The following is a 2,368-nucleotide window of genomic DNA, read 5'->3' as shown; positions in this document are numbered from 1 at the left end:
GTGCGCGCCTTGCGCAAGGGCCCCCTCCAGCGGCGGCGCCAAGTACCGCCGTGCCCCTACTGTGACGACCTGAGCCGCCGAATGGGCCGGCCCCCGAACGCGACGACGACGTTCAGTCGGAAGCCGACCGCGACGGGTAGCCCATCGCGCCAGCCCTGCCGTGCGAGGGTCAAGGCCATCGTCTGCGTCGCCGACTCCACCGTCGTCCGCGGCCGCATCCGCTCCGTCGACCCGGACCCCGCCAAGTCACTCTTTGGTAAGGCCCCCTCCCTGAAGGGGCCGAACAGGAACGCGCGAGCGGTCACATCGCCGCGTCCGTCGCGCTCGGGGCCGGGCGGACACACCTGCTGCGCCGCCGCCTGCTCCCCGCGGTGCTGCGGCCCCTCCTGCGCAACGCCCTGCTCCGGCTGCCCACCTTTCTCAGACAGAACCTAGGGGCTGTCCGATGGGTCCTGTGAGCTGATCAGGGCTGTGGCCTAGTGTTCGCTGAACGAAGGGGGCCGCATGTCGCGCGATACAGCCGAAGCAGAGGCGGGGATGAAGGGGATCACGTTTCCTGCCTGGCAGGGAAAGCACTACGTGACCCTGGCTGAGCTACTGGTTCGGCTTGGCAGCTTCGGCCTGGACCTGACGTGGCGCGTCGAATTCGACGAGATTGTCGATCCTCGCTGTGTCGAGATGGCGAGCCGGTCCGTCGGCGCCCGCATGGACACGTTGACACTGTTGTCGTTGACGACCCCCTTCCTTCAGTTGATCGATGCCGAAGCCTGCGGGTTCGCCGGGGACAAGCTGGTGCTCGTCCTGACCGAATGCGACAGTTCGTGGTGGGACGCCAGGGCTGTCGACGAGCGCGTACTCAGCGAACTTCGCCACCGCTACCCGGGTGCCAAGGATCTCTGATCGGGGCGCTTCATTGCGGACGGAGCCATAGGCGGATCGCGGCCACGTTGACCGTCCCTTGGAAGACGTAGGCCCTCGTGTCGTAGCGCGTGGCGATGGCTCGGAAGTTCTTGAGCCGGTTGACAGTCCGCTCCACTTCGTTGCGGCGGCGGTAGATCGTCTTGTCGAACCCCGCGGGGCGGCCGCCCCGTGGAGGGCGGTGCAAGGGCAGGCGAAGGACTGGGAACTCGAAGGGCTCCTGCCCGCATGTGTGTGACGGCTGCAAGCGCGCAGCGCGGCCCGGGGCCGCCGAGGGATGCTTGGCGGCGGTGCGGGGTGTCGGCGTGCCGGGCCTGGATCGGGGTGGCGGTGGGCGTCGCCCGCTGTCGTGCGTCTGGATGTGCCGGCCGGCTGGGGCCGCCGGTTGTGTCGCGTCTACGGCTGCCGCGGTGGAGGCTCGTCGGGCCGGTTCGCGGCCGGCTCGGCCGTACGTGTGCGTTGCCCGCTGGGGGTCGGGCCGGACCTCGTGGTGTCTGCCTCCAGCCAGGTGGGGAAGCCTGCGCAGAGGTGGGTTGCCGGGGCGTGTGAGCGAGTTCCCCGGCGGGGTCGGTGCTCCGGTGAGAGGGCCGGGAGTCTTCGGCGGGGCGCCGCTGGCGGAGCGGTGGGGGTGTGGGCAGTGGTGTCGTGGGCGCTGCGGGTGGGGGTGGGTGGGGTGTGTCAGTGTCGGGTGCGGTCGTTGGTCGGGTTTGCGGTCGCGTCGCCGGGCGGGCTTTCCGCCATGAGGTGAGGGGTGTTGTCGGGGAGTGCGGTGCGGGGGGTTCGGCCGGGGGTGGCCCGTTCCGTTGTTTCGGTTTCCAGCATGAGCTGCGGTGTGTTGGTCGTGGCGGCGTTCGGTGTCCGCGTGTGCTGGGGTGTCTTATTCGGCGACGCAGGTGTAGCCGGTCCAGGTGTAGACGTGGAGTTGTTGGTCGTTGTCGTGGGCGACGGTGGTGTGGGTGGGTTCGAAGTGTTCGTAGCGGTTGCCTTTGAGGAGTTTGATTTTGGCGGTGGTGTCGGCGATGTAGCGGATGCGGTCTTCGTCGGTGAGTTGGAAGGCGGGTCCGCCTTTGAGTATGGCGTTGGGTTGGTTCATGGGGTGTCTCCTATGGGTGCGGGCGCGGGTGCGGGTGGGGTGTCGGTTTGCTTTGGCTGTGGGGGTGTTGTGGTGTGAGCAGGATAGGAGGGGGTCCTAAACCGGTTCTTAAGGAACCGTCTAAACTGGGTTTATCACTAGGCTGGCGGCCGTGATGGCGATGGTGGGGCGTCTGGTGCCGGACGGTTTGCGGGAGTTGTTCCAGCGTGTGGCGCCGGATGCTCCGGCGTGGTCTCCGGGGAGTTGGTCGAGCCGGGCGGTGGGTGGGTGTGTGGTTCGCGCTAACGAGCTCGTGCATGGTTGGCCGTGAGACGTCGAGGACTGCGGTGGGGCTCGGGGATCACATCTGCCCTGCCG

At 68.2% G+C, this 2,368-nt stretch carries 2 protein-coding genes and 1 pseudogene; 1 reads left to right on the top strand and 2 read right to left on the bottom strand.

The annotated features are described in order from the left end of the window. Positions 1-504 precede the first annotated feature (504 nt). Positions 505-900, top strand: coding sequence for a hypothetical protein (locus ABT300_RS43215; protein WP_351688427.1), 396 nt, complete (start codon positions 505-507; stop codon positions 898-900). Between the two features lie 10 nt (positions 901-910). Here the strand turns inward: ABT300_RS43215 and ABT300_RS43210 are convergent. Together ABT300_RS43210 and ABT300_RS43205 are read right to left on the bottom strand one after the other, a co-directional pair. Next, a pseudogene (locus tag ABT300_RS43210) lies at positions 911-1,087 on the bottom strand (IS5/IS1182 family transposase); the annotation flags it as partial. A 708-nt stretch (positions 1,088-1,795) separates the two neighbouring features. Then, complete coding sequence (locus ABT300_RS43205) at positions 1,796-2,011, bottom strand: DUF5988 family protein (RefSeq protein WP_351688424.1); 216 nt, start codon at positions 2,009-2,011, stop codon at positions 1,796-1,798. Positions 2,012-2,368: the final 357 nt, after the last annotated feature.

The sequence above is a fragment of the Streptomyces sp. NPDC001027 genome, assembly GCF_040299045.1.
GTDB lineage: Bacteria > Actinomycetota > Actinomycetes > Streptomycetales > Streptomycetaceae > Streptomyces.
The sequence above is the reverse complement of the archived record's forward strand: the minus strand, read 5'-3'. Positions and strand labels throughout refer to the sequence as shown.